24 protein-coding genes and 1 pseudogene are annotated in these 25,502 nt (G+C 70.2%); 20 read left to right on the top strand and 5 right to left on the bottom strand.

Annotated features, from left to right (window positions below; genetic code table 11):
• Positions 1-501 (bottom strand): anti-sigma factor (locus Aco03nite_RS50675; protein WP_203810113.1); only part of this gene is annotated, 501 nt, incomplete at its 3' end.
• The gene (sigK, locus tag Aco03nite_RS50670; RefSeq protein ID WP_203810111.1) at positions 498-1,118 is read right to left on the bottom strand and encodes an ECF RNA polymerase sigma factor SigK; all 621 of its coding nucleotides are present in this window, start codon (positions 1,116-1,118) and stop codon (positions 498-500) included. The genes sigK and Aco03nite_RS50675, both read right to left, overlap by 4 nt.
• Positions 1,119-1,424: 306 nt before the next feature.
• Here sigK and Aco03nite_RS50665 point away from each other — a divergent pair, with 306 nt between their 5' ends.
• Positions 1,425-1,832, top strand: a complete 408-nt coding sequence (locus Aco03nite_RS50665; protein ID WP_203810108.1) for a hypothetical protein — start codon at positions 1,425-1,427, stop codon at positions 1,830-1,832.
• On the top strand, positions 1,829-3,106 hold the full coding sequence (locus Aco03nite_RS50660) for a diaminopimelate decarboxylase family protein (protein ID WP_203810106.1): 1,278 nt from the start codon (positions 1,829-1,831) through the stop codon (positions 3,104-3,106). Before Aco03nite_RS50665 ends, Aco03nite_RS50660 begins: the two co-directional genes overlap by 4 nt.
• A gap of 10 nt (positions 3,107-3,116) precedes the next feature.
• Here the strand turns inward: Aco03nite_RS50660 and Aco03nite_RS50655 are convergent, their stop codons facing one another.
• Positions 3,117-3,590 carry a hypothetical protein gene (locus Aco03nite_RS50655; RefSeq protein WP_239146115.1) on the bottom strand — a complete coding sequence of 158 codons (474 nt, stop codon included), beginning with the start codon at positions 3,588-3,590 and terminating at the stop codon, positions 3,117-3,119.
• A 114-nt stretch (positions 3,591-3,704) separates the two neighbouring features.
• Between Aco03nite_RS50655 and Aco03nite_RS50650 the strand changes: the two genes are divergently transcribed.
• The 11 genes and pseudogenes from Aco03nite_RS50650 to Aco03nite_RS50600 all read left to right on the top strand — a co-directional run.
• Positions 3,705-3,863 (top strand): hypothetical protein, encoded by a 159-nt coding sequence (locus Aco03nite_RS50650; protein WP_203810104.1) that lies wholly within the window; start codon positions 3,705-3,707, stop codon positions 3,861-3,863.
• Positions 3,863-3,952 carry a K(+)-transporting ATPase subunit F gene (gene kdpF, locus Aco03nite_RS50645; protein ID WP_203810102.1) on the top strand — a complete coding sequence of 30 codons (90 nt, stop codon included), beginning with the start codon at positions 3,863-3,865 and terminating at the stop codon, positions 3,950-3,952. The genes Aco03nite_RS50650 and kdpF overlap by 1 nt, the downstream gene beginning before the upstream one ends.
• On the top strand, positions 3,952-5,598 hold the full coding sequence (kdpA, locus tag Aco03nite_RS50640) for a potassium-transporting ATPase subunit KdpA (RefSeq protein ID WP_203810100.1): 1,647 nt from the start codon (positions 3,952-3,954) through the stop codon (positions 5,596-5,598). Before kdpF ends, kdpA begins: the two co-directional genes overlap by 1 nt.
• 35 nt (positions 5,599-5,633) lie before the next feature.
• Complete coding sequence (gene kdpB, locus Aco03nite_RS50635; RefSeq protein WP_239146114.1) at positions 5,634-7,739, top strand: potassium-transporting ATPase subunit KdpB; 2,106 nt, start codon at positions 5,634-5,636, stop codon at positions 7,737-7,739.
• Between the two features lie 5 nt (positions 7,740-7,744).
• Positions 7,745-8,593 (top strand): potassium-transporting ATPase subunit C, encoded by an 849-nt coding sequence (locus Aco03nite_RS50630; RefSeq protein WP_203810098.1) that lies wholly within the window; start codon positions 7,745-7,747, stop codon positions 8,591-8,593.
• Between the two features lie 74 nt (positions 8,594-8,667).
• Complete coding sequence (locus Aco03nite_RS50625; RefSeq protein WP_203810096.1) at positions 8,668-11,148, top strand: sensor histidine kinase; 2,481 nt, start codon at positions 8,668-8,670, stop codon at positions 11,146-11,148.
• Positions 11,145-11,822: a response regulator gene (locus tag Aco03nite_RS50620; protein WP_203810094.1), complete on the top strand. Its 678-nt coding sequence runs from the start codon at positions 11,145-11,147 to the stop codon at positions 11,820-11,822. The genes Aco03nite_RS50625 and Aco03nite_RS50620 overlap by 4 nt, the downstream gene beginning before the upstream one ends.
• A gap of 47 nt (positions 11,823-11,869) precedes the next feature.
• Positions 11,870-12,385: a universal stress protein gene (locus Aco03nite_RS50615; RefSeq protein WP_203810092.1), complete on the top strand. Its 516-nt coding sequence runs from the start codon at positions 11,870-11,872 to the stop codon at positions 12,383-12,385.
• A gap of 123 nt (positions 12,386-12,508) precedes the next feature.
• On the top strand, positions 12,509-13,417 hold the full coding sequence (locus Aco03nite_RS50610) for an SDR family NAD(P)-dependent oxidoreductase (protein WP_203810090.1): 909 nt from the start codon (positions 12,509-12,511) through the stop codon (positions 13,415-13,417).
• 111 nt (positions 13,418-13,528) lie between these two features.
• Positions 13,529-13,837, top strand: coding sequence for a hypothetical protein (locus Aco03nite_RS50605; RefSeq protein WP_203810088.1), 309 nt, complete (start codon positions 13,529-13,531; stop codon positions 13,835-13,837).
• Between the two features lie 16 nt (positions 13,838-13,853).
• A pseudogene (locus Aco03nite_RS50600) lies at positions 13,854-13,964 on the top strand (MerR family transcriptional regulator); the annotation flags it as partial.
• Between the two features lie 145 nt (positions 13,965-14,109).
• Here the strand turns inward: Aco03nite_RS50600 and Aco03nite_RS50595 are convergent.
• On the bottom strand, positions 14,110-15,156 hold the full coding sequence (locus tag Aco03nite_RS50595) for a magnesium transporter CorA family protein (RefSeq protein WP_203810086.1): 1,047 nt from the start codon (positions 15,154-15,156) through the stop codon (positions 14,110-14,112).
• A gap of 171 nt (positions 15,157-15,327) precedes the next feature.
• Here Aco03nite_RS50595 and Aco03nite_RS50590 point away from each other — a divergent pair, with 171 nt between their 5' ends.
• From Aco03nite_RS50590 to Aco03nite_RS50575, 4 genes are all read left to right on the top strand, one after another.
• Entirely contained in the window at positions 15,328-15,615 is a 288-nt protein-coding gene (locus Aco03nite_RS50590; protein WP_239146113.1) for a hypothetical protein, read from the top strand.
• Between the two features lie 286 nt (positions 15,616-15,901).
• Positions 15,902-16,357 (top strand): hypothetical protein, encoded by a 456-nt coding sequence (locus Aco03nite_RS50585; protein ID WP_203810084.1) that lies wholly within the window; start codon positions 15,902-15,904, stop codon positions 16,355-16,357.
• Between the two features lie 101 nt (positions 16,358-16,458).
• Positions 16,459-19,146, top strand: coding sequence for an AAA family ATPase (locus Aco03nite_RS50580; protein WP_239146112.1), 2,688 nt, complete (start codon positions 16,459-16,461; stop codon positions 19,144-19,146).
• A gap of 96 nt (positions 19,147-19,242) precedes the next feature.
• A complete protein-coding gene (locus tag Aco03nite_RS50575) occupies positions 19,243-19,854 on the top strand; it encodes an SRPBCC family protein (protein WP_203810082.1) in 612 nt (203 codons plus the stop codon).
• Positions 19,855-19,909: 55 nt separating this feature from the next.
• On the opposite strand, the gene Aco03nite_RS50570 is transcribed toward Aco03nite_RS50575, so the two are convergent.
• Positions 19,910-22,264, bottom strand: a complete 2,355-nt coding sequence (locus Aco03nite_RS50570; RefSeq protein ID WP_203810080.1) for a hypothetical protein — start codon at positions 22,262-22,264, stop codon at positions 19,910-19,912.
• 348 nt (positions 22,265-22,612) lie between these two features.
• On the opposite strand from Aco03nite_RS50570, the gene Aco03nite_RS50565 reads away from it, so the two are divergent.
• From Aco03nite_RS50565 to Aco03nite_RS50555, 3 genes are all read left to right on the top strand, one after another.
• Positions 22,613-23,614, top strand: a complete 1,002-nt coding sequence (locus Aco03nite_RS50565; RefSeq protein ID WP_203810078.1) for a hypothetical protein — start codon at positions 22,613-22,615, stop codon at positions 23,612-23,614.
• Between the two features lie 50 nt (positions 23,615-23,664).
• Complete coding sequence (locus Aco03nite_RS50560; protein ID WP_203810076.1) at positions 23,665-24,714, top strand: ArsR/SmtB family transcription factor; 1,050 nt, start codon at positions 23,665-23,667, stop codon at positions 24,712-24,714.
• Between the two features lie 11 nt (positions 24,715-24,725).
• On the top strand, positions 24,726-25,502 hold a 777-nt coding region (locus Aco03nite_RS50555; RefSeq protein ID WP_275416015.1), incomplete at its 3' end, for an ABC transporter transmembrane domain-containing protein.

Below are 25,502 nucleotides of genomic sequence, written 5' to 3'. Positions count from 1 at the left end.
CCCGGAATCCCGCAGCCGCGAGTACGCCACGGTCACCTTCCCGCCGTCGGCCAGCACCTGATCGCGCAGCACCACATCGGGAGCGGCCAGCACCCCACGTACCTCGGCCTCCTGGTCGCGCACTGTCTCGGCGACGGTTCGCTCATCACGTACCCGCTGCTCCTGAACGACGAAGACGGCCGTGCCGGTACCGGCCGCCGCGACCACCGCGGCAGCCGCCGCCACCCACCGCGACCGATGGGACCGCCGCGCTTTCCGCTGGGTCACCAGCACCGGCGCCTGGCGGGTGGTGGCCACCGCGGCGAGCACACTGTCGCGCAGTCCCGGCGGCGGCACCGACCAGGCGCCGTCGGCCAGCCGCGACGCGGTCTCCCGCCACTCGGCCGTCTCAGCCCGGCACTCGCCGCATTCACGCAGATGCCGTTCGACGGCGGCCCGTTCCAGGTCGTCGACCGCGTCCAGCACGTACGCCCCGACCAGCGAGTGAATCTCCGCGGTCATGCCGCCACCCCCACACCCAGGCAGTCCCGCAACCGGATCAGCCCGTCACGCATCCGCGTCTTCACCGTGCCCAGCGGAGTCTTCAACAGCTCTGCCACCTGCGGATACGAGTGCCCCTGGTAGTACGCCATGGTGACCACCTGACGCTGCAGCTCCGTCAGGTCGTCCAGGCAGTGCCGGACCTGCTGGCGTTCCAGCCGCCCGGACACCTCGTCGGCGACCGCGTCGTACGGGGTCTCCAGCGCCGCGGCACCGGCCCGGACCGTCCGCGTGGCCGCCGCCTGCTCGGCCCGCACCCGGTCGACGGCCCGCCGATGCGCAATGGTGAACACCCACGCGGTAGCGGAGCCCGCCTCCGGATCGAAACGGGCCGCGGTCCGCCACACCTCGACCAGCACCTCCTGCGCGACCTCCTCGGCCTGCGCGGCATTCCGCAGCACCCGCCGGATCAGCCCGTACACCCGCGGCACCACCAGGTCATAGAGCCGGGCGAACGCCTGCTCGTCCCCCCGGCCGACCTTTGGTAACAGCTTGTCCGCATCCTCCGGCACTACCGGATCCGGCGGGAGCACCGAAGCCAGATGCTCCGCCCTTCTGCTCGAGCCGCGCTCCGCCATCGACAACCATCCTTCGTCGAACTGATGCTCCCGCAACGATTCGGAGCCGAGGCCTCACCGGATGGGCCAGATATCCAGAAGTCCCTGGTCGCCAGAGCTGAGTCGCGCTGATCACGGCAGGTCACATGCGGGGGATCGGACGGGACGAGGCTCGGGGACGTTGAGGGCTGCGTCATCGCGGCGTGAATTCCGGTCGTCCTGGTGTACCGAGACTGTCAAATTTCTCGACGGGCGCTGATCCGCGGGCTGCTATGGGAGCACAAGGGCTCATCGGTCGAGCCCAGGGTCCGGTGCCGGAGGCGCGTTATGAAAGTTGCTCGGGATCAGCGTCCTGTCAGGGCGAATGCCTCGGAAGGGCTGTCCATCGCGGTGGAGTTGGTCAGCGGCTGCGGGCACGCGTTCTGGCCGCGTCCGGGCCGTCGGATCTCGGCGCGGCCGGCGGATACGTTCGCTGATCTGGCCGCTGCCATCGACGCTGCGTTCGGGCGTCGGGACCTGGAGCATCCGCGGATGTTCGTGTTGCCCGGTGAGGTGGAGGTCAGCTGGACGGACTGGTGTGACGGGCCGGCGTTCACCGGTACCGCCGACGGACGGACGTGCCGGTTGGAGATATTGCGTCCCGGTGATTCGTTCACTTATCTGTTCGATCTCAGCCGGGACTGGTCGCATCTGTGCCGGGTGCGGGCCAGCGGTGGGCGTGGGTGTGCCCGATGACTCTCGCGGACATTCTTCCCACGCTGGGATCGTCGCTGACCCGGCGGCTGGACAAGCCGTTGTGGCCGTCGACCGCCCGCCGGCACCGCGATGGGGAGTTCATGATCGGCGGGGTGCGGCTGTCGCGGCTGGCGGCCGACTACGGGACGGCGGTGCACGTGCTGGACGAGGCCGATGTACGGGCGTCGGCAGCCGAGTACGCTGCCGGGTTCGGGCCGGGTGGCAGCGCGTACAGCGCGAAGGCCGGGCTGACCATGGTCAGTGGCCGGTGGATCGCCGAGGCGGGGCTGGGTTGTTACGTGGGGTCGGCCGGGCAGTTGCGCACGGCGCTGGCCGCGGGCTTCCGCCCGGATTCGCTGGTGCTGTCCGGGCCGGCGAAGTCGGTCGCCGCCCTGGACGCCGCCTTCGCCTGCGGGGCGAGCGTGGTGGTCGGTTCGGTGGCCGAGGCGGTGACGCTGAGCCGGCGCGCTCCGGCGGGACAGCGGGTGCTGGTACGGGGGATCACCGCGGTGCAGGGCCAGCCGCCCCGATCCCGGTACGGGCTGCGGCTGGGCAGTTCACCCGCTCTGCAGACGGTCGCGACCGTGCTGGCCGCGGGCAACCTGAGGCTCGCCGGTGTGGATTGCTCGCTGGGCCACCGCCTGGCCCGGTTCGGCACGTTCGAACAGTGTCTGCGGGAGGCGATCGCGTTCAGTGCGGTGATCCGGGCCCGGCACGGTGTCTCGATCGGTCTGATCAATCTGGGCGGTGGTCAGGCGCTGTCGTGCCGGGACGGTGGTGAGGGGATTCCGGTCGGTGTCTTCGCCGACCGGATGCGTGGTGTGGCCCGGGTGAATGCCGACCGGTACGGGATGGCCCCGCCGCTGGTCCGGGTGTCGCCGGGGCGGGCGCTGGTGGCCCGGGCCGGGATCACCGTGCACCGGGTGCGGGCTGTCACCCGTGGTTCGTACGGGCGGCTGCTGGTGGAGGTCGACGGGCCGTTGTCATCCGGCATGGAGCCCGCCGGGGAACCCCCGGCTGAACTGGTGAGCCGGGCCTCCCGGGCACCGCGTGAGGTCGCCGTGCTGACCTGCGGTGAGGGCCCACAGACCACGGTCTCGGTGCCCGGTGACGTCGAAGCTGGAGACCTGCTGGCCGTGCCGGGGACCGGCGCCTGCCAGCAGAGCGGCGAGCCGCTGGTGGGGCGGCCGGCGGTGGTCGCGGTCGCCGGTGGGCTGACCCGCACGCTGGTGCGCCGGGTGTCCGTCGCCGACATGCTGCGGCGGGCACAGTGAGGCCGGGTGGCTATCCGACGTGGATATGGGGCCTGCGGTTGCGTTCCGGTTCGGCTCGCCGGATCATCTCGCGGGTCACCGGTGCTACCTCTCCCTGTCCGACGATGAGGTAGCGGGCGAACTTGGCGACCGGGTTGCCCTCGGTCCAGGCGATGATCTGGGCGATCTTGTCGGAGTATTCGCGGCCGTTCGCCTCTCCGCCCGGCTGGAACTCCTCCGCGGGGATCAGGATCGTGGCGGTCAGGCTGCTGGTGACCAGGAAGACGCTCATGATCGCGGCGGCGGTGGTGAGCAGCTGCTTCCCGCCGCGGATGCGTTGTGGCAGGTCGCCCTTGATGTGCGGCACGACGGCCACCCCGGTCTCGAATCCGGACAGGCCGAGCGCCAGTTTCGGGAAGACGAGCAGGGCCACCCCGACCATGGCGAGCGGGCTGCCGTGTGAGGTGGTCAGGGCGTCGCCCCAGTCGGTGGCGGCCGGGCCCACGCCGCGTCAACAAAGCGTCAAAATCGTCGAGGGTCGTCTTATCGCCGGTTCGAGTGGTGTCGGCCACACGGTCGTTAATGGCGCGTCAACATTGTCGGCTCCCGCGTAGTCGTCGTGTCAAAGCCGATGACAACGCTACCGGTGCCGCTGTTTGCTCGACAGGCAAATCCGTTGCGTCATGAGGAGTCCTCCGTGGCTGATCTTCTGTTCGTCGTACTCACGGTGGCGCTGTTCGCAGTGCTCACCGTGCTGGTTAAGGCGGCTGAACGCTGATGAGCGCCGTCAACCTGATCGGCCTGATCCTGGCCGTCGCCCTAGCCGCCTTCCTGGTGGCCACCCTGCTCTTCCCGGAGAAATTCTGATGGCCGGCTGGCTTTTTGTATTGACGCTCATCGCCGCATTGGTGGCCGTTTACAAGCCGTTCGGTGACTACATGTACCGCGTCGTGGCGGGCCATAAGCACAATGCCGCCGAACGTGGTGTCTATCGCCTGGTCGGTGTCGATCCGGCGGCTGAGCAGACCTGGGGCGTCTACGCCCGCGGGGTGCTCGCCTTCTCCGCGGTCTCCCTGCTCTTCCTCTACGGGCTGCTGCGGCTGCAGGACAAACTGTGGTTGTCGCTGGGCCTGCCGGCGGTGACCGATCACATCGCCTGGAACACCGCGGTCAGCTTTGTCGCCAACACCAACTGGCAGGCGTACTCCGGCGAGTCCACGATGGGCCACCTGGCGCAGATGGCCGGTCTGGCCGTGCAGAACTTCGTGTCGGCGAGTGTCGGCATCGCCGTGGCCGTGGCGCTGATGCGCGGGTTCGCCGCCCGCAACGGTGCGACGCTCGGCAACTTCTGGGTCGACCTGACCCGGATCACCCTGCGCATCCTGCTGCCCGTCTCGGTGCTCTTCGCGATCGTGTTCATGGTCGGCGGCATGGTGCAGAACCTGTCCACCGGCGCCGACGTGACCACCCTGACCGGCGGCACCCAGCACCTCACCGGCGGACCGGTCGCCTCCCAGGAGGTCATCAAGCTGCTGGGCACCAACGGTGGCGGCTTCTACAACGCCAACTCGGCCCACCCGTTCGAGAACCCGTCGGCCTGGACCAACTGGCTGCAGCTCTTCCTGATCCTGCTGATCCCGTTCAGCCTGCCCCGGGTCTTCGGCCGGATGGTCGGCCAGAATCGCCAGGGCTACGCCATCGCCGCGGTCATGGCGATCCTCGCCCTCGGCAGCATCGCGCTGACCATCGCCTTCGAGACGCACGGCGCGGGCACCGTCCCGGAGGCCGCCGGCGCCGCGATGGAGGGCAAGGAGACCCGGTTCGGGGTGGTGGGCTCGGCCGTCTACGCCGCGGTGACGACGTTGACGTCGACCGGTGCGGTCAACTCGTTCCACGATTCGTACACCGCGCTCGGCGGCATGATGCCGATGGTCAACATGATGCTCGGCGAGGTCGCGCCCGGCGGGGTCGGATCCGGCCTCTACGGCATGCTGATCCTGGCCATCATCACGGTGTTCGTGGCCGGGCTGATGGTCGGCCGGACCCCCGAATACCTGGGCAAGAAGATCCAGGCCCGGGAGATCAAACTCGCGTCCCTCTACTTCCTGGTCACCCCGATCCTGGTCCTTTCCGGTACGGCCGCGGCGTTCGCGACGGGCAACGCCGGCACGGCCCTCAACGTCGGCCCGCACGGCCTTTCCGAGGTTTTGTACGCCTTCACGAGTGCCGCCAACAACAACGGCTCCGCCTTCGCCGGCATCACCGTCAACACCCCGTGGTGGGACGTGGCGCTCGGCCTGGCCATGCTGCTCGGCCGGTTCCTGCCGATGATCCTGGTCCTCGCCCTGGCCGGCTCACTCGCCCGGCAGCGGCCGGCGCCGGAGACCGAGGGCACTCTGCCCACCCACCAGCCGCTGTTCGTCGGCATGGTCGCCGGCGTGACGATCGTGCTGGTCGCCCTCACCTTCCTGCCCGCCCTGGCGCTCGGCCCCCTCGCGGAAGGCCTGTCATGACCCGCCGCACCGATGAACGTGAGAAAGGCACCGCGATGACCGTGACCTTGGACGACCTAGTCGAGGCAGGTCCGGAGCCCGAGCCGCCGGCCGCGCCGGTGAAGGCGGGTCTGCTCGATGCGAAGCAGTTGTGGAAGTCGCTGCCGGACGCGCTGCGCAAACTCGACCCGCGGGTGATGTGGCGTAACCCGGTGATGTTCATCGTCGAGGTCGGCGCGGTGTTCACCACCGTGCTGTCGATCGCCGAGCCGAGCCTGTTCGCGTGGCTGATCACGGTCTGGCTGTGGCTGACGGTGATCTTCGCGAACCTGGCCGAAGCGGTTGCCGAAGGCCGCGGCAAAGCCCAGGCCGCTGCCCTGCGTTCGGCGAAGCAGGACACCGTCGCCCACCTGACGGACGGCCGGGAGGTTCCCGCCACCGACCTGCAGCTCGGGGACGTGGTGACCGTCGAGGCCGGCCAGGTCATCCCCGGCGACGGCGACGTGATCGAGGGCATCGCCAGCGTCGACGAATCGGCCATCACCGGCGAGTCCGCTCCGGTCATCCGCGAATCCGGCGGCGACCGGTCGGCGGTCACCGGCGGCACCAAGGTGCTGTCCGACCGGATCGTCGTGAAGATCACCCAGAAACCGGGCGAGAGCTTCGTGGACCGGATGATCGCCCTGGTCGAGGGCGCGAACCGGCAGAAGACCCCGAACGAGATCGCGCTGAACATCCTGCTTTCCGCGCTCACGATCATCTTCCTGCTCGCGGTCGTCACGTTGCAGCCGCTCGCCATCTTCAGCAAGGCGTTCCAGGCCGCGGCCCCGGACACCGCCGCGATCGACGGCAACGGCGTGACCGGCATCGTCCTGGTCTCCCTGCTGGTCTGCCTCATCCCCACCACCATCGGGGCGCTGCTGTCCGCGATCGGCATCGCCGGCATGGACCGCCTCGTGCAGCGCAACGTGCTGGCCATGAGCGGACGCGCCGTCGAAGCCGCCGGTGACGTCAACACGCTGCTGCTGGACAAGACCGGCACCATCACGCTCGGGAATCGGCAGGCCGCTGAATTCGTACCGGCAAATGGGGTTGATCGTCAGGTCCTGGCCGATGCCGCCCAGCTGAGCAGCCTCGCCGACGAGACTCCCGAGGGCCGTTCGATCGTGGTGCTGGCCAAGAACGAATACGGGCTACGGGAGCGGGAGCCGGGGCTGATGCCGCAGGCCACGTTCGTGCCGTTCACCGCCCAGACCCGGATGAGCGGCGTCGACATCGACGGCCGGCAGATCCGCAAGGGCGCGGCGGCCGCGGTGATGAAGTGGGTGCGCGCCAACGGCGGCGACCCGTCCGACGAGGTCGGCGCGATCGTCGACGCGATCAGCGGCTCCGGCGGCACCCCCCTCGTGGTGGCCGAAAATGATCGAGTCCTCGGGGTGATCCACCTCAAGGACGTCGTCAAGCCGGGCATGCGCGAACGCTTCGACGAGATGCGCCGGATGGGCATCCGCACCGTCATGATCACCGGTGACAACCCGAAGACCGCCGCCGCCATCGCCGCCGAAGCCGGTGTCGACGACTTCCTCGCCGAGGCCACCCCGGAGGACAAACTCGCCTACATCCGCAAGGAGCAGCAGGGCGGCCGCCTCGTAGCGATGACCGGCGACGGCACCAACGACGCGCCCGCCCTGGCCCAGGCCGACGTCGGCGTGGCCATGAACACCGGCACGTCGGCCGCGAAGGAGGCCGGCAACATGGTCGACCTCGACTCCGACCCGACGAAGCTGATCGAGATCGTCGAGATCGGCAAGCAGTTGCTGATCACCCGGGGCGCGCTGACCACGTTCTCGATCGCCAACGACATCGCCAAGTACTTCGCGATCATCCCGGCCATGTTCATGGCGGTCTATCCCGGCCTGGACACCCTCAACGTCATGCGGCTGCACTCGCCCGGCTCGGCGATCCTGTCCGCGGTGATCTTCAACGCCATCGTGATCGTCTTCCTGATCCCGCTCGCCCTACGCGGGGTCCGGTACCGGCCGGCGTCGGCGAGCAAGCTCCTCAGCCGCAACCTGCTCATCTACGGCCTCGGCGGCGTGATCGCCCCGTTCGCCGGCATCAAGCTCATCGACCTGCTCATCCAGCTCATCCCCGGGATCTGATCAGAATGCGACTCCCTGCCTGGCTCGCCCAGCACCTCGCCGCCCTGCGTGCCGTCCTCGTCTTCACTGTTGTGCTCGGTCTGGCCTACCCGCTGCTGCTCGTCGGCGTCGGCAAGATACCCGGTCTGTCGGACAAGGCCCAGGGATCGATGATCACCGTCGGTAGCAGCCTGATCGGTCAGTCGTTCACCGACGCCGACGGCAACCCGATCCCGAAGTACTTCCAGAGCCGCCCCTCCAACGCCGGCGACGGCTACGACCCCACCTCCACCGGCGCCAGCAACCTCGGCCCGGAGAGCGTGGTCGACACCCTCTCCGACGACCCCGACACGGTCTCGCAGAGCCTGCTCACCCAGGTCTGCGAACGCAGTGCCGCGGTCGGCAAGCTGGAGGGCGTCGACGGCAGCCGCCCCTACTGCACGGCCGACGGGGTCGGCGCGGTCCTGGCGGTCTTCCATTCCGACGGCTTCACCGGACCGATCACCCGGGTCGTGTCGGTCAACCAGACCGGCGCCCCCTTCGTCGCCACCTACCAAGGTGTCACCGTCGAATCGGCGAAGAACGACGAGGACTACCGGGCCCTCGGCGGCGTCATCACCCCGATCCGCGGCGACGCCCCCGCCACCCCGATCGTGCCCGCCGACGCCATCACCGCCAGCGGCAGCGGCCTCGACCCGCACATCAGCCCCGCCTACGCCGCACTCCAGGCGCCCCGCATCGCCCGCGAGCGCGGCCTGGACCTCACCCGCGTCCAGGAACTGATCGACGAGAACACCACCGGCCGGGCCCTCGGCTTCCTCGGCGAACCCGGTGTTGATGTCCTCGCACTCAACCTGGCACTGGACGGCAAGTAGCGGACTCCGGCCGGCCCGGGACCCTCACTCCCGGGCCGGCCGGCCCTTCACTCCCGGCTTTCAACGGAGAATCGATGGCACGCGGGGAACTTCGGATCTACCTCGGCGCCGCGCCGGGCGTCGGCAAGACGTACGCCATGCTCGAAGAAGCCCACCGCCGGGCGGAACGCGGCACCGACGTCGTGATCGCCCTGGTCGAGACACACGGCCGCCGGCACACCGCCGCCATGATCAGCGGCCTGGAGGTCATCACCCGCCGCGAGATCAGCTATCGGGGCGCGGCTTTCACCGAGATGGACCTCGATGCTGTCCTGGCCCGGAAACCCGAACTCGCCGTTGTCGACGAGTACGCCCACACCAATGTCCCCGGCAGCCGTAACGCCAAACGCTGGCAGGACATCGAGGAACTGCTCGACGCCGGGATCAGCGTCCTGACCACCGTCAACATCCAGCACCTGGAATCACTCAACGACGTCGTCGCCCGGATCACCGGAGTCGAACAACGCGAAACCGTCCCCGACGCCGTCGTCCGCGCCGCCGAACAGGTCGAACTCGTCGACATGACCCCGGAGGCCCTGCGCCGCCGGATGGCCCACGGCAACATCTACCAGCCCGAGAAGATCGACGCGGCTCTCGGGAACTACTTCCGCACCGGCAACCTCACCGCCCTGCGCGAACTCGCCCTGCTCTGGCTCGCCGACAAGGTCGAGGAACAACTCGGCAAGTACCGCGCCGACCACGCCATCAACACCACCTGGGAGACCCGCGAACGTGTCGTCGTCGCTCTCACCGGCGGTCGTGAGGGCCAGACACTGATCCGCCGTGCCGCCCGGATCGCCGCCCGCACCAAAGGCGCCGGGCTGATGGCCGTGCACGTCACCCGCAACGACGGCCTCGCCGGTGCCGACCCCGCCGAGCTGGCCCGGCAGCGGGTTCTGGTGGAGAGCCTGGGCGGCAGCTACCACCAGGTCGTCGGCACCGACATCCCGGACGCGCTGCTGGAGTTCGCCCGCGGTGTCAACGCCACCCAGATCGTGCTGGGCGCCTCCAGCCGAGGCCGGTTCCAGCAACTGTTCACCACCGGCGTGGGCGTGAGCACCATCGCCCGGTCCGAGTCGATCGACGTGCACCTGGTCTCCCACGAACTCGCCGGACGCGGCCGGCGCGGCCCATTGCCGGCCGCACTGTCCCGCGGCCGCCGGATCGCCGGTTTCGTCACCACCCTGGCCGGGCTCCCACTACTCGCCGCCGTGCTCCAGGTGATCCCGCCCCTCCCTCTCGTCGACGACATCCTGCTGTTCCTGGTCGCCGTCGTCGTCGTCGCGTTGATCGGCGGTCTCTGGCCCGCCCTGCTCGCCGCGGTCACCGGCTCACTGTTACTCAACTGGTTCTTCACCCCACCGGTCGGAAGATTCACCATCGCCGAAGGCCAGAACCTCCTGGCACTGGCCATCTTCGTCGCCGTGGCCGTCGCCGTCAGCTGGGTGGTCGACACCGCCGCCCGCAAGACCCGGCAGGCCGCGCAGGCCTCCGCCGACGCCCAGACCCTGGCCACCGTCGCCGGAAGTGTGCTGCGCGGTGAACGACCACTTCCGGCGCTGCTCGACCGGCTCCGCGAGACGTTCTCCCTCGACTCGGTCACCCTGCTGGAGAAGGGCGCCGTCGTGACGTCCGTCGGAAGCCCGGTTTGCGAGAAACCGGGGGACGCCGACGTCGAGGTCGCCGCCGACGGAGACCTGCGGATCCTGCTGCGCGGGCGCATCCTGCCCGCCTCCGATCGGCGCATCGTGGAGGCGTTCGCCGCCCAGGCCGCCATAGCCCTGCAGCAGGAGCGTCTGAAAGCCGAGGCCGCCACCGCCAAACCACTGGCCGAAGCCGACAAGCTGCGTACCGCCCTGCTGGCCGCGGTCAGCCACGACCTGCGCACACCGCTCGCCTCCGCGAAGGCGGCGGTGGCCAGTCTGCGCAGCACGGAGATCCAGTTCGACGATGACGACCGGGCCGAACTGCTCGCCACCGCCGACGAATCCCTCGACCGCCTCGACCGGCTGGTCGCCAACCTGCTCGACATGAGCCGCCTGCAGACCGGCGCCCTCGGCGTCACCGCCATCGCCGTCGGCGCCGAGGAGATCGTCCCCCGCGCCCTCGACGACCTCGGTCCCGCCGGCCGAACCGTGACCGTACGCGTCCCCGACGACCTGCCGCTGCTGCACGCCGACCCCGGACTGCTCGAACGCGTCCTGGTCAACGTGATCGCCAACGCGCTGCGGTACAGCCCACCGGACCAGCCGCCCGTGATCACCGGCAGCAGCCACAGCGACCACGTCGAACTACGCGTCATCGATCACGGCCCCGGCATCCCCGCGGACCGCTGGGACGACGTGTTCCTGCCGTTCCAACGCCTCGGCGACCGCGACAACCACACCGGAGTCGGCCTCGGCCTCGCCCTGTCCCGAGGGCTCATCGAAGCGATGTGCGGCACCCTGACCCCGGAAGAGACCCCCGGAGGCGGCCTCACCATGATCCTCTCCATGCCGGTGAGCGCCGCCGCATGATCAGGGTCCTCGTCGTCGACGACGAACCCCAGATCCTGCGAGCACTGCGCATCAACCTCAAGGCCCGCGGCTACCTCGTCGACACCGCCCGCACCGCCGCCGCCGCACTGCACGCCGCCACCCAGCACAAACCCGACCTCGTCGTCCTCTACCTCGGCCTGCCCGACCGGGAAGGCACCGAGGTCATCCGCGGGCTGCGCGGCTGGACCACGGTGCCGATCATCGTGCTGTCCGGCCGCGCCGGCAGCGCCGACAAGGTCGAGGCACTGGATGCCGGCGCCGACGACTACGTCACCAAACCGTTCGCCGTCAACGAGCTGCTGGCCCGGATCCGAGCCGTCACCCGCCGGATCACCACCACCGACGGAGCAGTCCGACAGGCCAGGATCGGCACCCACACCGTCGACCTGGACAAACGGGCCGTCACCGGAGACGACACCGAGGTCCGGCTCACCCCCACCGAATGGCAACTCCTCGAACACCTGCTCCGGCACCCCGGCAAACTCATCAGCCAGCAGGCGCTGCTCGCCGAGATCTGGGGACCGCAGTTCGACACCCATGCCAACTATCTGCGCCAGTACATGGCCCGGCTGCGCCGCAAACTCGAAGACGACCCCGCCCGCCCCCGTCACCTGCTCACCGAGCCGGGCATGGGCTACCGCTACCACCCTTGACCGTCCCGCACACGAGTGACGGCATCATCCACACCGAAGGCGATCCCATGAACCTCCACAACCGAGGCCGTGTCGTCATCGGCGTCTCCCTGTCCCTGTCCGGGCTGGCCGCACTCCGGCACGCGGTCGCCGAGGCCAGACGCCACATGTTCGGCGAAGTCGTCGCGGTCCGCTCCTGGGTCGACGTCGAGTACGGGTGGCGACAGCCACCGCGACCGGCCGACGAACTGGCCCGGGCCAGTGCCGCCGTCCTCGACCGGGCCTTCGACCAAGCTTTCGTCACGATGCCGGCCGACGTGCGGATCACCCGGCACACACCGCGCGGTAAGCCCGGCCCGGTCCTCGCCGACCTGGCCGCCGACGACACCGCCCTCATCGTGGTGGGAAGCAGGCGAGCACGCTGGCTCGGTACCGGCGTGGCCGGTCAGTGCATCCGGTACGCGCCGTGCCCGGTCATGGTCGTACCGCCGCCACTGCTGGCCCGGCGTACCGCCACGAGCGTGCTGACCGGTGGACTGGACCGCGAATTGCGCCGTCTGACCGATGATCCACACGCCTGGTGACAACGCCGCGTGAAAGTTAGCGGTCCCGTCGTACCCGGATCGTCAACAGCCTTCGTCGCTCACCGCCGTTCGGCAACGCTGGACTGCAGTGCCTCGCCCCGCCTCCGGAGGAACCGCATCGACATGTCCGTTCGTACCGCTCTGATCACCGGAGCCTCCGGCAGCCTGGGCCACCAGATCTGCCGACAACTCCACCGCCACGCCGAGACGGTCATCGTGCACGCTTCGACACCGGCATCCGCCCGGGCCGCCCGCGTACGGCTGATCCGCACCGGATGGGAACCGGGCCGGATCCACGCCGTCAGCGCCGACTTCCGCAGACTCAGCGAGGTGGCCCGGCTCGCCGCCGACATCAGGCGCCACCATCCCACCCTCGACCTACTGGTCAACGGCGCCGGAGCGATCACCGCGCCCGGGTTCACCCCGGACGGCATCGACACCACCTTCCAGGTCAACTACGTGGCGCCGTACGCTCTGACCCGCCTGCTGGCTCCCGCACTGAACGCCGTGTCGGGCCGGGTCGTGACGCTGACGTCCGCGGCACATCGCGACGCGCGGCTGAATCCGGACCGGCCGGGAACGGACCTGCGACGGCCGGCTGAGGCCTTCAAGCAGGCGCATCTCGCCCTGGTCATGTTCAGCCGAACGCTGGCCCGATGCTCGCAGCGGCGGATCACGGCGGTGGCGGTACATCCCGGGGTGATCCACACCGGTTCCTTCGCGACGGTCCACGGCGCCGGCGGACTACCGGCCGCCGACGGGTCGGCACACGTCATGCATGCCGTCGGCCTGAGCGGCGCGCACGCCCACGGCAGCTACTTCGAGGGCCTGCTCCCCGGCCCGCTGTCGGCTCAGGCAGCCGACGACAATGCCGGGCTCCGGCTGTGGCAGGCGACCGCAGCCCTGATCGGCTGGGACTACACCGGATGCCGCTTGCCGGGATGGCGACCGACCGACAGAGCCGATGCGCCCGCTGCGGCCGGGATGGCGGAAGGAGCCGCCCGCCGTCCCGGCCCACACGGTCGACCCTGACCTTCCCCGCGGGTCTCACCGGCGCGGCCGGCCGGGACCGCATCCGCAAGGAGTTACGCCGCTACCGATTACTGTTGCCGATCGTCCGCCGATTCGGCAGTGGGCGCCCGGATGAGCGCGGACCAGCACGCCGACGTCAACATCGAACTGAACGAGATCGGCCACGCCAGCGGGCCGGTCCTCGAACGCCTTGCCTGCCCACTGCGATTTGTCCTGGCGACCGGGGCCAGCCTCGGAAACCAGGGGGACGAGATGGAACAGGGGCGGACCGTGCTCGCTCCGATTGTCGCCCGCAACCCGAACCTGGCGATCAGCGCCAAGGTCGCCAGCAACCACACCGCGATCCTGCGCAAGGACCATTTCGCCGTTGCTCGGGCGGTGCGCGAAGTCGCGGCCGCGGGCGTCCGGACGGTGGACTGAGCCGTTGACAGACGGACTGACCATCGGGCAGACGGCCGCGTACGCCGGGGTAACGGTCAAAACGGTCCGGCACTACCACCACCTCGGCCTGCTCCAGGAGCCCCGCCGTGACGCCTCGGGCTACCGAGATCCTGTTGACCGAGCATGCGGAGATGCAGGCACATGCCGATGCCCTCCTGGCCGCTCCCGACGCCGTCACCCGCTACGACCTGATCAACGAGCATCGGGCCGACGAAGCGTGGTCCGGTCCGGCGGCGCGTCACGGGAAAGCGCTACAGCCAGCCGCGTCGTTTGAAAGCCCAGTACAGGGCGATACCGGCGGCGGCCATCAGAGCAAGAGAGAACGGGTAGCCGAGCAGCCACCCGAGTTCGGGCATGTGCTCGAAGTTCATCCCGTAGACCGCGGCGACCAGGGACGGGGCGAAGAAGATGGCCGCCCACGCCGAGATCTTCTTGACCTCCTCGTTCTGCGCGTAACTCGCCTCGGTGAGTTCCCGGACCCGCTCGTTCTGGGTCTGCCCGACCATGGTGGAACGCAGAGTGAGCAGACTCTGGTAGAAGCCGATCACACCCTGCAGATACTCGCGCTGGCCGTCGGTGATGCGCCGAACCCGGGTGAACCGGTCTGCGGTGTCGTCGACCGACACGCGGCTCGCGGCGGGCAGGCCGGGCAACGCTGCCAGGTGGGTGTACAGGGCCTGACTGAGAGCGGCCATGGTGCGGACGGTGAGCAGGCCGTGCCGGGCCCGGAACAACGCGGTGAGGAATGCCTCCGGGTCCGCGACGTCACCACCGGTGACCTGCTGTTCCAGTCGCCAGACGTCGGCGGTGACGTGTTCGACGTACTCCTCCTGGTTGCGGATGAGCGCGGCCACGATGGCGTGCGAGAGGTCGGCCGGGGTGGCCGGGAGCAGCCGGCCGTTGCTCAGGCGTTCCCCGACGGCTCGGGTCTCCCGTTCGGCGGCCTCGGCGGAGACCGCCGGATTGTTAGGACCGTGCACGGTGACCAGGTAGTTGCGGCCGATGAACTGGTCGATCTCGAGGTAGTGCACGTGTCCGCGGTCGCCGGGCTCGGGTGCGTGCAGGACCACGAACACGTGATCGGCATAAGCGTGCATCTTCGGCACCCGGTTGCGTTCGGTGCAGTCCTTCACGGCCAAGGGATGAAAACCGAAGACCTCGGTGAGTACGCGTACGGCCTCGGCATCGCAGACCGGGATGTCCACCCACACGAAGCCGTGGTCCTCGCCAAGCAGGTCGTCCAGTTCGGCGAGGGTACGCCGCTCGGCACCACTTCCATTGATCTTGAGGATGTCCACCCAGTGAGGATGAGGCATGCCACCGGTACGAGCCCCGGATGTTGACACGATTTTGACGCCCTGCCGGACGGTCGGGATCCGCTGTCAACGGCACGTGAAAAGCGGGCTGCACCGCATACCAGACCCGTCAACGCGCCGGCCAGAGGATCATGAACGCGTCATGGTGGAACGGTGAACACCGATGACGACCCCGGCGCATCGACCTGGCCGGAGGTTCTGGCGATCGCCGTGGTGAGCCTCAAGATCCTGCTCCTGCTGCAGACACTGGTGGTGTACCGGTGCCGCGGCTCCGTCGGCCGTCCCGTCTCGACCGCTGCCGCCTCGCTCGCGATCGTCGTCTGCGCCATCCTGCTGGCCAGTGGGCACCAGGCACAACGCATGAGGACTTCGCAGAACCTACCCGGTGAGGCAGCTCCTGTGCGGGACCGTCCCGCTGCGGTCGGCACCTACCGCCTTTAGAAGTGGGGTGCCGGCTTAATCGTTCGCTGGTGATGGTTGCCGGGGCGGGTGGCATTCCGCCGCGCCGGCCCTGTGGTCGTTCCGTGGTCGCTCGGATGTTCCGCACCCCGGCCGGACGTACTTGGACCAGGACGGATTGTGTCGATCATCAGCTCGCCAGGTGCGCAAATTGTGCCACGGATGGGGCGGGATCCTGCCGTCCGATAAATGAGTACGCAGAGTCGGGAGGGGCGTCAGTCCGTTCAGGGCGGCGCTGGTGCGGGCGGGTGCGTGGCAGGATGCTCTGGTGGTCGACATCTATGAGCTGCTGCCCCGTGAGCGCACGCCGGTCGACTATCGTGACCTCGCCAGCGACCCACGAATTGATCAGGAAGGGTTGCGGCAGCTGGGGCGGAACCCGTTTTCGTTCGTCCGTAGCGCTGTCGCCCAGTCCCCGCTCGCTGACGCGACCACACTGGCCGCTGTCTCTCTCGACGGCCTGGACCGGTGGACTCGGAACAGCATCCTGGCCGCGATAGCGCGGCACCACAACGCAGATCGGGCCGCGTTGCTAGGAGTCTTGCGTGAGACCTGCGCACTGCTGCATCAGCCGGACGAACGGCCCTTCGCGGCAGCGTTGGCCTTGGCCCGACGCACGGAACTCAGCGAGACCGAGGTGCTCCACCTCATCGACCAGCCCAACGCTTCACGGAGGATGGCCCGTGGTGTCCGTCGCGCGCTGGCTGAGCGCGAGCCTCGTTAGCTGAGACGGTCTTGCCCTCTTGGCCGAGCAACTCCCGCCGCTCACGCCGGCGACGGGTCACAGGTGAGTACGCCGTACATTCGACCATCTACCGTTGGCCCATGCAGACGCCAGCGCCGATACCCGATGTGTTGGTCGGACGGCACGCCGAGTTGGCACGGCTGGGCGAGGTGATCGAGGCCGCGCGGGCGGGCCGGGGCGCCGCGCTGGTGGTCAGTGGTGAGGCGGGTATCGGCAAGAGCGCGCTGCTGGAGCATGCGGTGCGGGTGGCTGCCGGCTTCGAGGTCGTCCGGGCCTGCGGGGCGGAGTTCGAACAGGAGCTTCCGTACGCCGCGGTGCATCAGCTGTGCGTACCGGTTCTGAAGCATCTGCCCGCGCTCTCGGAGCGGCACCGAACCGCGCTGCAGGTGGCGTTCGGGCTGGCCGGTGGAGTGCCGGACGTGTTTCACGTCGGGCTGGCGGTGTTGCAGCTGATGGCGGCGGCCCGTGATCGGCCGCTGCTGTGTCTCGTCGATGACGCCCAGTGGCTCGATGTCGCGTCGGCGCGGGTGCTGGCTTTTGTCGGGCGCCGGGTCGCCGCGGACCGGATCGCGGTCGTGGTCGCCGCCCGCCCGCCGGCGGCCACCGGCGGCCACCGCGGGATCCTGCTGAGCGAACTGCCCGGGCTGGACGTCGGGCGATTGACCGACGAAGAAGCGAAGCAACTGCTGGCCTTCCGCAGTCCGCTTCCGCTGGACGAGCGGGTCCGGGAGAGCCTGGTCGCCGAGGCCAGGGGCAATCCCCTCGCACTGCTCGAACTGCCCGCGGCCGGTGGTTTCCTGCTGCCCGGAACGCCGAACACGCCGATCCGGATCGAGCAGTGCTTCCGGGAACGGTTCGAGAACCTGCCGGCCGACGCCCGGTCGCTGCTCGTCCTGGCCGCAGCCGACGCGACAGGCGACCCGGGGCTGCTGTGGCCGGCCGCCCGCAACCTGGGCCTGGACGTGAGTCAGGCGGCCGCCACCGACCTGGCCGAGTTCGGGGCGCGCATCCTGTTCTGTCATCCCCTGGCCCGCTCGGCGGTCTATCACGCCGCGACATCGCCGGAGCGCCGCGCCGCGCACTTCGCGCTGGCCGAGGTCACCGACCCGGACGTCGCCCCGGACCGCCGGGCCTGGCACCGCGCGCAGGCCGCGGGCGGCCCCGATGACGTCATTGCGGCGGAGTTGGAGTCGGGCGCGTCCCGGGCCCGGGCGCGGGGCGGGGTCGCCGCCGCGGCCGCCTTCCTGGAACGCTCGGCGGCGCTGACGCTCGACCCCGTCGCCCGCATCGAGCGGACCCTGGCCGCCGTGCAGGCCGTCCTCGACGCGGGAGCCGTGGAGAACGCGGCACAGCTGCTCACGGCCGTCGACCTGAACTCGCTCGACGACGGTCAGCGGGCCAGGGCCGAGATTCTGCAGGGCCGAATCGCGTTCACCCGGCACGGCGACGGCACCGGCCCGATGCTGATGGTCGGCGCCGCCCGGCGACTCGCGAAGCTGGACCCGGTCCGGTCCCGGGAGTGTTTCCTGGACGCGTTCGAGATGGCCCTGTCCGTCGGCCGGGCCCGCGGCATCATCCACGAGGTGCTGACAGCGGCCCGGTCGGCCGCGCCGCCGGCGGCTGCCCCGGACACCCTGGACGTGCTGGTTGCGCTGGCCAACGGAGGCCCACGCCGGGCGATCCCGCTCGTGGACGTCGCAGACCGGTGGTGGATACGCCGGCCCGCGCTCGCCACGGTGCTCACGGCCGAGTTCTGGGACTTCGCCGGCCACACGCAGATCGCCGCCTGGATGGAGAAGACCGGCCGCGACTCGGGCTCGCCGGTCCTGCTGCGGCTCGGACTGGGCCAGGCGGCGTGTGAGGCGGCGCTCTCCGGTGATCTCGGGCGGGCGGTGGCGGCCATCGCCGAGGAAGAGGCGATCGCCGACGCGATCGGCGATGCCCCGTTGATGTATCCCCGCCTGCTCCTGGGCGCTTTTCGTGGCCGGCGGGCGGAGGATCTGCCGCTCTTCCGGGCGGCGGCCGAGGCGGAGGACGGCCGGGACGGTGGCCGGGTCACCAACCTGAACTGGGCGACCGCCGTGCTGCACAACGGCCTGGGCGACTACCCGGCGGCACTGACGGCCGCCCGCAAGGTCATCGACGACGGCGAGTTGTTCCATGTCGGCGGGGCGCTGGCCGAACTGGTCGAGGCGGCGACCCGGTGTCAGTCGCCGGACCTGGCCGCCCGGGCGCTGGAGTCGCTGACCGAGCACGCGTCGGCCGGTGGCACCCCCACGGCGCTGGGCATCGCCGCCTACTCTCGGGGGCTGGTGATCGACGCCGAGGAGCCCTTCGTGGAGGCCGTCGACCGGCTCGCCGAGAGCCCGCTGCTGCCGTACCGGGGCCGGGCCCACCTGCTGTACGGCGAATGGCTGCGCCGGAGAGGACGTCGGCAGGACAGCGCACGCCACCTGCGTACGGCACATGAACTGTTCTTCTCGGCCGGGGCCGAGGGTTTCGCCCGCCGGGCCGCTGACGAGTTGCGTGCGACCGGTGACAAGGTTCGTCGCCGAGGGGCTCAGATCCATGACGAGCTCACCGCCCGTGAGGTCGCCGTCGCGCGGCTCGTGGCCGCCGGCGCCGCCTCGCAGGAGGTCGCGACCCAGCTCTTCCTCAGCAAGCGCACCGTCGACGCCCACCTGCGCAGCATCTTCCGCAAGCTCGGCATCTCCTCCCGGCGCCAACTCCGAGAGCGAGGTCTGGGGACCGAGCCCGCCGGCGAATGAGTTCGACCGGTGTTAGGCAAAATCTGCCGACGCGCGACGGTACGTCCCGGCGGGAGGCTGGAGCGGTTCCCATTCACAGCCGGAAAGGAACCCCCGATGCCGACCCGTACGCGCTACGCACTGCTGACGATCCCGTTTGCCGTCGGCGCGCTGATGCTGCCCCCGTCCGCCGCGTCCGCCGCCCCGGCGCGGGCGGCGGTGACCTGCGGCGGCCAGGGCGTCGACGCGAGCGCGAAGATCCGCTACCGGACGGAGACGCTGATCAACGCCCCTTTGCGGACGATCTGGAACCTGCAGACCGACGTGGAGAGCTGGACCGAATGGCAGTCCGCGCCGGGCACCGTCGAACGCCTCGACAAGAGCCGCTTCCGCGCGGGCTCGAGCTTCCGCTGGACCACCCCGGTCCCCGAGACCCCTATGACCCCGGCCACCACCCTGGTCATCACCTCCACCGTTCAGCAACTTGAACACCAGAAGTGCATCCGCTGGACCGGCCCGGCCATCGGCGAGGGCCTGAGGATCGACAAGGGCACCCACGTCTGGAACTTCATTCCGACGAAGCGGGGCGTGGTGGTACGTACCGAGGAGACGTGGACCGGAGCCCAGGTGGAGGCCGACGTCCCGACCTCGACTGCCTACCTCGGCGCCGGCTTGGAATCCTGGCTGACCGAGCTCAAGGCCGCCGCGGAGGCTGAGGCCTGCCGCTGACGCTCGTGGTGCCCCGCCCGGGTGGGCGGCGGGGCACCACGGTGCTACCGGTGGATCAGGGGAGGGTGACGGTGGTGGCGCCGGAGTTCTCCGACGAGTCGGTGCGGTAGGCGACCACCTGGTAGGTGCCGGACGGCAGGCCGGTCAGGCCCTCGGTGGCGGTGCCCTCGACCAGGCCGAGACGGTCCAGCAGGTGCGACTCGCCGACCACGGTGTTCTCGACCATGATGAACGTCTGCGCGGAGACCGCACCGGCCGGGGCGACCGCGGTGTACGCGCTGGTCATCCAGCCGGTGGTGGCGTCCACGGTGGAGGCGTTCGAGCTGGCCAGGCGGGTGACCTTGCCGCTCGCGTCGGTGAACGCGATGCCGGCGCGGACCCGGCGGGCGGTGCCGGTCGCCTGGAAGCTGGCCACCGAGGTGTAGGTGGCGCCCACGGTCGGGACGACCTTCTTGCTGTACGTGCTGATCTGCCCGGCCGTGGCGGCGGTCAGCTGCAGGGATCCACCGCCGACGGCGCCCGCGGCGGTACTGCGCGCCACCCGGGTGCCGGAGCCGCCCGCGGTCCACCCGGCTGTGCCGGCGGCAGGGTTCTCCAGACCGGCGGCGTCGGCGTCGAGCAGGTTGCCGGGGATGGTGGCGCTGCCGGGCGTCAGCGTGGTGACAGGCAGGCCGTCGCGGTACACCCGGTAGCCGGCGACCGGGTTGCCGGTGGCGTACGACTCGTCCCAGGAGATGCCGTCCGCGCCGGCGGTCAGGTTGCCGGGGGCCTCGGGCGCGTTGGCCGCGGTGCGGACCGGCACGCCGATCAGGCCGCTGGTCGTGTTGCCGCCGACCGAGGTGTAGGTGGGCTTCGACGAGGCCTTGCGGGCGCCGATGTGCACGCCGTACCAGGTGGTCGGGTTGGCCTGGTCGTCGACGATCGTGTTGCCGGTGACGACGTCCTTGCTGCCGATCGAGACGCCGATGCCGGAGGTGTCGAAGTATCCCGCGCCGGTGCTGTAGCTGGTCGAGCCACCGAAACCGGCGTTGACGATCCGGTTGCCGGTGATGGTGTCGGCCGCGTTCTTGGTGCCGGTCATCCCGTACGCGATGATGCCGGTCTCGCGGGACCGCTCGATCACGTTGTCCCGGACGACGTTGTTGCCGCCGGCCCGCAGGAAGTGGTCGTTCGGGTCGTCGAGGGAGGGCTTGGTGTCCCAGTAGCCGATGGTGCCCAGGGTGCCGTCGGAGTCCAGGTAGTCGTCGTAGGCCAGGGCCACGCCGACGGTCGCCGAGTCCCGGATGATGTTGCCGGCCACCAGGTTGTCGCGGGGGTTGGTGACGTCCTTGTTGTTGCCGGTGTGGGCGTACCCGGCGTTGGACTTCAGGACGATGTGCGAGCCCTCGAGGATGTTGCCGGTGACCGTCGCCTCGACGACACCCTCGAAGTACATGTTGCCGTACTCCTGGTGACCGCGAACGGCCGCGACCTCCGGGGTGGTGTGCACGATGTTGTTGCGTACGACCGTACGGATGGCGTTGGTGAAGTCGAAGCTGTTGCCGTTGATCGTCGCGTCGAACTGGTTGTTCTCGATGATCGTGCCGTCGTTGCGGCCGCCGCCGCCGATGTTGTCCTCGTCGCCGGACTCGCCGCCGCCCCGGTTGTCGAACCGGTTGTCGACGATCCGCGCGCCGGTCGCGTAGTTTACCCAGAGCTTGAAGTACTCCAGGTTGGTGAAGCGGACCTGGCGTACCGTCCAGCGGTCGCCGACCGAGATGCCGCCGGCGGTGTTGGTGCTGGCGCCGGTGGTGGTGCGGAAGTCGCAGATCTCGCTCGGGTTGCCGGGCAGGGTGGCATTGTCGAACGCGCCCGCGCCCGTACGACAGTTGCCGTTGACCGTCAGGTCGGAGACCAGGTTGCTGCTGCCGGCCGACTTGTCGTCGGTCGGGCGTACCAGAAAGCTGTAGGAGAAGTTCTTCCAGTTCACCGTGGGGTCGGCGAGCAGGACCGTGGCGGCGATGCCGGCACCGCGCAGGTTCACGTTCGGGGGCAGGCGCAGGCCCTTGGTGAGGCGGTAGGTGCCGGCCTGCAGCAGGACGGTGGCGGTCTTCGCCGGGGTGGCGACCGTGGTGCCGTCCGCGGCCATCACCGCCGGGACGACCTTCGCGGCCGCGGCGGCGACCGCCTGGTTGAGCGCGGAGTAGTCGTCGAGCGTGCCGCCGCGGGGGAGAGGCGCGACCACGCAGTCCGGCCCGCAGTCCGCGGCGTTCAGCGGCGCCGGGCTGATGGTGCTGCTCAGCGTGTAGGCGGGGACGTCGGCGGTCGCCGCGGCCTGCGCCGGCGAACCGAAGGCCACCAGGGTGGCGGGGAGCCCTACGGCGAGTGCGGCAGCGGTGTTACGGGCACTCGCGGGGAGGGGAAAACGCATCGACGCTCCGGTCGGTTACGGGCGGATAGCACCCGATTTGGTGGGAACCGAAACCGTAGGATCACTGTGCCGTTCCGGGCCTCCGCCGACCGGATGAGGTGGGGTCATCCGGGTCAGCGCCGAGCGCTCAGTTGTGACGTGCCTCATCCAAGCCGAGGAGCCGGCGATCGCTCCGCCGCTGGGATTTCCCGGGTGGCGGGGAGCCGGAACGGGCCCCGCTCGGTCGGCTGAACGGGGGAGAAGGCGGTGCGGGGCGGTAGCAATGCGTTTCCGGATGCGGACAGGTGCCGGTTCCGTACGTAGCGTGATCGGGGTTGACCTTGAACGCCCCCGGAAGGACCCCTGCTCATGCGATACCGTCCCGCACGTAGTGCCGCCGCCGTTGCTGTCGCGGTTGCGGCCGCCCTGACTCTTCCGGCGCCGGCGATGGCTGCCGGCGGCAAACCGAAGGCGCAGCGGTTCACCGTGCAAGGGCTGGTCGTCGCCTCCTCGGCGAAGACTCTGCGGGTGCTCACCAGCAGCCTCACGGTCGGAAAGGCGAGCCTGCCGGCGAACGCGGTGGTCACCGTGCAACGGCCGCCCGGCAAAGGCAAGGGCAACGGCAAGGAGGCGAACGGCCGTCTGGTCGGCTACACCGTGACGATCAGCGGCAGCGCCACCAAGTCAGGGCGGGCACTGGCTCTGGCGGCGAGCAGCGAGGTCGCCCGGCCGCTACCGGCGCAGGTGTTCCTCGGTGTGGTCAGCGGCGTCACCCGGGACGGGCTGACGCTGGAGGAGACATCGGCGGCCGGTGGCGACGACTTCGGCGACGACGAGAACACGCTGAACGTGCACACCTCGGCGGCGACCGTCGAGGTGGACGGCGTGGCGGGGAAGGTCGCCGAGGACGAGTTCGTGATCGTGCTGGGTGAGCGGGACGGCGACAACGTCGTCGCGGCGACGGTGGACGCCTGGACGACGCCTCCGGACGTGGTCGCGGGCGACATCGCCGACGTCAGTGGTTCGACGGTCACCCTGAGCGGCGAGTGGGGCGACGACGACAGCAGCGACGACGGCGATGGCGAGCACGCTGCCGGCAGGCACGGTGGCGACGACGAGGACAGCGACGACCCGACCGGCGATGACGGCGACGACCCGAACGGCGATGCGGCGACCAACGTCGACCTGACGGACGTGCCGATCGTTCTGAACGGCGCCGCCACCGTCGACGCCTCGGACCTGACCACCGACGAGCGCATCGTCGTCCTCGGCGAGACCGACACCACCACCGACGAGTTCACCCCGCAGATCGCGTTCGCCTTCAACGACCGCGATCACCGGCCGGCGACCCATCGGCACCATCACGACTGACGTCGGAGACGGCCGGGTGTCGTGCTCCCCGCAGCGGGTACGCTCGCCGCGTGATCCGGATCCGGCTCGACGACGCGGCGATCGACCGCACCCGGATCACCGTGAGCCCGATCCTGGAACTGGTCAACGGCATCGAGATGGTGCACCGCCATCGGGCACATCCCCGTGCGCCGTGGCCGTACACCGACTGGGCCGACCGCGCCCGGGAGGTTCTGCGCACGGTCCCGGAGCTCGCACCACTGCGGATCTATGCCCAGTTGTACGGCGAGGAGCACGGCCGCCCGACCCCCGACCTGTTCACCCCGGTGCCGTCGGCCGGCCGGACGACGGTGACCGAGCAACTGGACGACTTACGCCGGACACCGCACGCGGTCATCCGGGAGCAGTTCGGCAAACACTATCCGGAGGGGCTGCCCGCCTTCCTCGAGCCCTACCGCGACGACCCGGACCGGGCACTCGGCCGGCTTGCCGACGCCCTCGCCGCATTCTGGGAGCTCACGATCGCCCCGCACTGGCCGGCGATGCGCGCCGTACTGGACGAGGAGGTGCTTCTGCGCGCGCAGACCCTCGCCGTCGCCGGCCCGGAGGCCCTGCTCGGTGACGTCCGTGGCCCGGCGAGCTGGGAGCGGCCGGTGCTCTCCCTACCGAAACGCAAAGAGTCCGGACTGGACGCGCGCGGGCGGCGGCTGCTGCTCGTACCGGTGCTGCTCCTGCAGGACACGATGACCTGCTCGACCGATCACCCCGAGATCCTGATGATCACCTATCAGGCGCGGGGCGCGGCGGCGCTGGCCGGCCCGCGTACGCCCGGCCCGCACGTCCGGGGCCGGCTGGACCGGCTGATCGGCCCCGGCCGGTCCACAGTGCTCCGGGCCCTGGACCGGCCAGCGACCACCACCGGCCTGGCCGCCGCGCTCGGGCTGTCGCCCAGCACGGTGTCCGAGCAGTTGGCCTCGTTGCTGACGGCCGGGGTCGTCGACCGCACCAGGGCCGGCCGGCACGTCCTCTACACCCGCAGGCCGGAGGGCGACACGCTGCTCGCGACGTTCGAAGATCCGGGATCTCCCGAATCGATGGAGTCGCCCGCCGCCGCTGCCTAACGTCCGGGATCATGCATCCCGTTCTCTCCGCGAGCCTGCGCCGCCGGGCCCGGCCCCTGGCCCTCGCCGGCGCCGCGTCGGCCGGCCATCAGATCTGCGAGGCGCTCGTCCCGCTGGCCATCGGCTTGGCCGTCGATCACGCGGTGGACGGCGGACCGCCCAGCTCGATCGTGGTGGCCGTCGGCGGGATCCTCGTGCTGTTCGCCGTGCTCGCCACCGGCGGCGGCGCCAACTTCTGGCAGCTGACCTCCGCCACCACCGGTGAGGCGCACCATCTGCGGGTCGAGGCCGCCCGCCGGATCCTGGACGGTGCTCCCACCGACCGTGCCGCCGGTGACCTCATGACAGTGCTGGTCTCCGACGCCGCGGCCGCCGCCGAGATCCTGCGAGCCGCCGTCCTGCTGGTGTCCGGAGCCGCCGGGCTGCTGGTCACCGTCGCCGTCCTGCTGTCGGTGGATCCGTGGCTCGGCCTCGGCATAGCGGCCGGGGTACCGGCACTCGGCCTCGTCGTCAACCGGATCAGCCCCTGGTTGCAGCGGCGTACCGCGGATCGGCAGCGAACCGCCGGTCGTGCCGCCGTGCTCGCCGCCGAACTGGTCCACGCCCTGCGTCCGCTGCGAGGCTTCGGCGGTGTCCCGGAGGCGGTGCGCCGCTACCGGGAGGTGAACCGGGTTTCCCGCGAGGCCGCCCTGCGTGACGCGACCGCGTCCGTCGCCGCCGAGGGAGCCGGCCTGGCCGCGAGCGGCATCTTCTTGACCTCTCCCCGCCCTAACGGAGGGGGATTCCGG

Source organism: Actinoplanes couchii (assembly GCF_016862075.1).
Taxonomy (GTDB): domain Bacteria; phylum Actinomycetota; class Actinomycetes; order Mycobacteriales; family Micromonosporaceae; genus Actinoplanes; species Actinoplanes couchii.
Note: the sequence above shows the minus strand (reverse complement) of the source record. Positions and strands in the feature narration are given on the sequence as shown.

What these genes read in the sequence shown, in the direction of transcription:
- sigK (WP_203810111.1), bottom strand. Translation starts at nt 1,118, where the DNA reads ATGGCGGAGCGCGGCTCGAGCAGAAGGGCGGAGCATCTGGCTTCGGTG.
- Aco03nite_RS50665 (WP_203810108.1), top strand. Translation starts at nt 1,425, where the DNA reads ATGAAAGTTGCTCGGGATCAGCGTCCTGTCAGGGCGAATGCCTCGGAA.
- Aco03nite_RS50660 (WP_203810106.1), top strand. Translation starts at nt 1,829, where the DNA reads ATGACTCTCGCGGACATTCTTCCCACGCTGGGATCGTCGCTGACCCGG.
- kdpF (WP_203810102.1), top strand. Translation starts at nt 3,863, where the DNA reads ATGAGCGCCGTCAACCTGATCGGCCTGATCCTGGCCGTCGCCCTAGCC.
- kdpA (WP_203810100.1), top strand. Translation starts at nt 3,952, where the DNA reads ATGGCCGGCTGGCTTTTTGTATTGACGCTCATCGCCGCATTGGTGGCC.
- kdpB (WP_239146114.1), top strand. Translation starts at nt 5,634, where the DNA reads ATGACCGTGACCTTGGACGACCTAGTCGAGGCAGGTCCGGAGCCCGAG.
- Aco03nite_RS50630 (WP_203810098.1), top strand. Translation starts at nt 7,745, where the DNA reads ATGCGACTCCCTGCCTGGCTCGCCCAGCACCTCGCCGCCCTGCGTGCC.
- Aco03nite_RS50625 (WP_203810096.1), top strand. Translation starts at nt 8,668, where the DNA reads ATGGCACGCGGGGAACTTCGGATCTACCTCGGCGCCGCGCCGGGCGTC.
- Aco03nite_RS50620 (WP_203810094.1), top strand. Translation starts at nt 11,145, where the DNA reads ATGATCAGGGTCCTCGTCGTCGACGACGAACCCCAGATCCTGCGAGCA.
- Aco03nite_RS50615 (WP_203810092.1), top strand. Translation starts at nt 11,870, where the DNA reads ATGAACCTCCACAACCGAGGCCGTGTCGTCATCGGCGTCTCCCTGTCC.
- Aco03nite_RS50610 (WP_203810090.1), top strand. Translation starts at nt 12,509, where the DNA reads ATGTCCGTTCGTACCGCTCTGATCACCGGAGCCTCCGGCAGCCTGGGC.
- Aco03nite_RS50605 (WP_203810088.1), top strand. Translation starts at nt 13,529, where the DNA reads ATGAGCGCGGACCAGCACGCCGACGTCAACATCGAACTGAACGAGATC.
- Aco03nite_RS50580 (WP_239146112.1), top strand. Translation starts at nt 16,459, where the DNA reads ATGCAGACGCCAGCGCCGATACCCGATGTGTTGGTCGGACGGCACGCC.
- Aco03nite_RS50575 (WP_203810082.1), top strand. Translation starts at nt 19,243, where the DNA reads ATGCCGACCCGTACGCGCTACGCACTGCTGACGATCCCGTTTGCCGTC.
- Aco03nite_RS50570 (WP_203810080.1), bottom strand. Translation starts at nt 22,264, where the DNA reads ATGCGTTTTCCCCTCCCCGCGAGTGCCCGTAACACCGCTGCCGCACTC.
- Aco03nite_RS50565 (WP_203810078.1), top strand. Translation starts at nt 22,613, where the DNA reads ATGCGATACCGTCCCGCACGTAGTGCCGCCGCCGTTGCTGTCGCGGTT.